Raw genomic sequence first — 3,814 nt, 5'->3', positions numbered from 1 at the left:
GTCGGGCCACAACACATCCATGAAGACCATTTCGGCGTAGGCAGACTGCCACAGCATGAAGTTGGACAGCCGCTGCTCACCCGACGTCCTTAGAAAGAGGTCGACGTCGGGGAGGTCTGGCTCATCAAGGTACTTTTGGATGGTCTTTTCGGACACAGCTGAGGCTCGCAGCTTCCCGGACTCCACCTGCTCGGCGATGGCTCGAGCGGCGTCGGCAATCTCGGCACGTCCCCCGTAGTTGACACACATCGTGAGGGTGCACGTGGTGTTGCGCAGGGTCTGCTGTTCAGCCACAACAAGTTCCTTGACCACAGATCCCCAGAGCCGTGGACGTCTGCCCGACCAGCGGATCCTGACTCCCCAGGCGTCGAGCTGATCCCGTTGCCGGCGCAGTACATCTCTGTTGAAACCCATCAGGAAACGCACCTCGTCGGGTGACCGTTTCCAGTTTTCGGTGGAGAAGGCGTAAACGGAAACGTGTTTGACCCCAATCTCAATCGCGCCAGCCATCACATCGAGCAGCGCTGCTTCGCCTGCCCGGTGTCCCTCAGTCCGCGGTAGCCCCCGCTGGTTCGCCCACCGGCCGTTCCCGTCCATCACGATTGCCACATGCTTCGGCACAAACTGTGAGGGAATGGCCGGGGCCACTTCACCTGAGGGGTGCGGCCATGGTTGAGACGGGATGGTGCCCGGGCGATCCTGGTTCACTGACGCTCCACTAGTTTGAGGGATTTGACCACGCGTTCTAGGTGCCACTGCAGATAACTTGCCACCAGTCCTGCCGCCTCCCGGCGAGGCTGCGGGCCTGAGGCGTCTGCCGTCTCCCAGTTCCCCGAAAGCAGGGCCGCGAGCAAAGCCATCGATTCGGGTGACGGCGACGCCGCTCCCGGCGGCCGGCAGGACGCGCAGACTCCTCCACCCAACGGCGCTGAAAAGGCTGCGTGTGGCCCGGGGATACCGCACCGGGCACAATCGGTGAAGCTCGGAGCCCAGCCAGCAGTGGCCAGGGCTCGCAACAAATAGGAGTCCAGAATCAGTTCTGGTGCATGCAGCCCTCTACTCAGCGCTGACAGCGCTCCGACGATCAGGGTGTACTGGGCGTTGGAGGACTCGCCGTCGGCGTCAGTCAACCGTTCGGCGGTCTCTGCGATCGCTGCAGCAGCCGTGTAGCGGCCGTAGTCGGCGGCTATCCCATGCCCGTAGGCACCTTTGGTCTGCGCCTGGGTGACCACGTCGAGGCTGCGACCCGCCACCAGCTGCAGGTCGACAGTCATATAGGGTTCGAGCCGCGAGCCGAACTTGCTGCTGGTGCGGCGCACCCCCTTGGCGACAGCCCGGACCTGACCATGGTCCCTGGTCAGGAACACGATAATCCGATCAGCCTCGCCCAGCTTGTAGGTGCGCAGCACCACGCCTTCAGCGCGGTAGGTGCGGGAGGCGAAGGACGAAGACACAGTCTCATTTTCGCACCACTTGCGCCGGCCGCGTGCATCCGCAGGGGACGCACTCCCCTGCGGATGCACGCGTGGTGCTGGATGGGGTGGGCCCTAGCTGGCCTGCTGCTGGTCCCTGATGGCACGGTTCACTGCCGAAATGACCGCCTTCAGAGCTGCCATGGTGGTATTAGAGTCGATACCGATTCCCCACAGGACCCGCTCACCAATAGTGCACTCGACATAGGCGGCAGCGCGGGCGTTGCCGCCGGCAGACAGCGCATGCTCGGTGTAGTCAAGGACCCGCACGTCCACGCCGTCTTCGCCAAGGATCGCCAGCAGAGCGGCGATCGGCCCATTGGCTTGAGAGGAGCGTCGCTGCTGGACACCGTCCACCAGTAATGAGGCGGTCAACTTGAAGGAGTCGTCCTCGGCGGTGGCCGTGTTCACGCTGGTGAGCGCGTAGTGGCCCCAGGTGCCTGCGGCTACTGTCCGGCTCGGGAGATACTCGTCCTGAAATACTTTCCACAGTTCAGCGCCGCTGATCTCTCCGCCGACGGTATCCGTGCGGCGCTGGATCACACCCGAGAACTCGATCTGTGCCCGGCGGGGCAGGTCAAGGCTGTGCTCGTTCTTGAGCAGGTAGGCAACCCCGCCTTTGCCGGACTGCGAGTTCACCCGGATCACTGCTTCATAGCTGCGTCCGATATCTTTGGGGTCAATGGGAAGGTAGGGAACTGCCCACGGGATCTCCTCGACTGTCTTCCCTGCCGCAACGGCGTCGCTCTCCATCCGCTCGAAGCCCTTCTTGATCGCGTCCTGGTGGGACCCGGAGAACGCCGTGAAGACAAGGTCACCACCGTAGGGTGAGCGTTCGGGGACGGGAAGCTGGTTGCAGTACTCGGCGGTCCGACGGATGTGATCAATGTCGGAGAAGTCGATCTCAGGGTCGATTCCCTGCCCGTAGAGATTCATTCCCAGGGTGACCAGGTCAACGTTTCCGGTACGCTCACCGTTGCCGAACAGACACCCTTCGATGCGATCGGCGCCTGCCAGGTAGCCGAGCTCGGCCGCAGCCACGCCTGTGCCGCGGTCGTTGTGCGGATGCAGGGACAAGATGATGCTTTCCCGATTGTCGAGGTTGCGGCACATCCACTCGATCGAATCCGCGTAGACATTGGGGGTGGCCATCTCAACGGTGGCGGGCAGGTTAAGGATCATGTGGCGGTCAGGCCCGGCTTCCAGGACAGCTGCCACCTCGTTGCTTATCCGTGCAGCGAATTCCAGTTCGGTACCCGTGAAGGACTCGGGCGAGTACTCATAGGTGACCTCGGTGTTCCTGAGGGTCTCCTCGAACTTGCGGCACAACCGCGCACCAGTGAGCGCTATGTCAACGATGCCGTCCATGTCCTGGTTAAACACCACCCGGCGCTGCAGCACTGACGTCGAGTTGTAGAGGTGAACGATCGCCCGGTCAGCACCTTCGATGGACTGGTAGGTTCGCTCAATCAAATGTTCCCGGGCCTGGGTGAGGACCTGGATTGTGACGTCGTCCGGAATGCGGTCAGTCGTGATCAGCTGGCGAACAAAGTCGAAATCGGTCTGCGACGCTGAGGGGAAACCAACCTCAATCTCCTTGTACCCCATCTGCACCAGGAGATCGAACATCTTGTGTTTGCGCTCAGGGCTCATCGGGTCGATCAGCGCCTGGTTGCCATCACGCAGGTCAACAGCGCACCAGCGCGGCGCCTTGGTGATGATCTTGTCCGGCCAGGTCCGGTCCGGAAGGCTAACCGAAATCTGGTCCTGGAAGGGGGTGTACTTGTGAAACGGCATTCCGGAGGTTTTCTGTGCGTTGAGCATGAGCTGTGGCCTGTTCTTTGAAAATGCTGGGGAAGACTCTTTGACTTATTCTTCAAGACTGGGCCGGGCATTACAGACTCCGCAGCGGGGAGTCGGCCTTGACTAAGGAGTCGTTCTGGCCCCGCCGCGGCAGCTAAGAAGGAGCTGTTCTGCGCGCACAAGGCAACCCTAGCATGGAGCATAGGATGGGCAACGGACTGATTTCACCCACACCAGTTAGGACCACCCCATGGCATCGGCAGGGACCACGAACACGACGACGGGCACCGAGACAAGGGTCCAGGACGACTTGTTCAGGCATGTGAACGGAGCGTGGCTGGACGCCACCGATATTCCCTCTGACCGGCCCCTCGAGGGCGCCTTCACCCACCTACGAGACGCCGCCGAGCTTGCCGTGCGGAACATCATTGAGGACGCCGCCGCGGCCGAAGCACCCTCCGGCGACAACTTCCGGATCAAGGCACTCTACAGCTCATTCATGGACGAGGACCACATTGAACGGCTCGCCGCCGATCCGG

Annotated in this window: 4 protein-coding genes; 1 reads left to right on the top strand and 3 read right to left on the bottom strand. The window is 62.0% G+C overall.

The features are described from left to right. From Y703_RS0107625 to leuA, 3 genes are all read right to left on the bottom strand, one after another. Window positions 1-708: isoprenyl transferase (locus tag Y703_RS0107625; RefSeq protein WP_026552231.1), on the bottom strand; the 708-nt coding region annotated here is incomplete at its 3' end. Then, complete coding sequence (gene recO / locus Y703_RS0107620; protein WP_026552230.1) at window positions 705-1,454, bottom strand: DNA repair protein RecO; 750 nt, start codon at window positions 1,452-1,454, stop codon at window positions 705-707. The genes recO and Y703_RS0107625, both read right to left, overlap by 4 nt. Window positions 1,455-1,547: 93 nt before the next feature. Further along, the gene (leuA, locus tag Y703_RS0107615) at window positions 1,548-3,296 is read right to left on the bottom strand and encodes a 2-isopropylmalate synthase (RefSeq protein ID WP_026552229.1); all 1,749 of its coding nucleotides are present in this window, start codon (window positions 3,294-3,296) and stop codon (window positions 1,548-1,550) included. 229 nt (window positions 3,297-3,525) lie between these two features. Between leuA and Y703_RS18605 the strand changes: the two genes are divergently transcribed. After that, window positions 3,526-3,814 (top strand): M13 family metallopeptidase N-terminal domain-containing protein (locus Y703_RS18605; RefSeq protein WP_035764184.1); only part of this gene is annotated, 289 nt, incomplete at its 3' end.

This window comes from Arthrobacter sp. H20 (genome assembly GCF_000520515.1).
In the GTDB taxonomy this organism is placed as follows: Bacteria; Actinomycetota; Actinomycetes; order Actinomycetales; family Micrococcaceae; genus Arthrobacter_D.
This window is presented reverse-complemented; position numbering and strand designations above follow the sequence as displayed.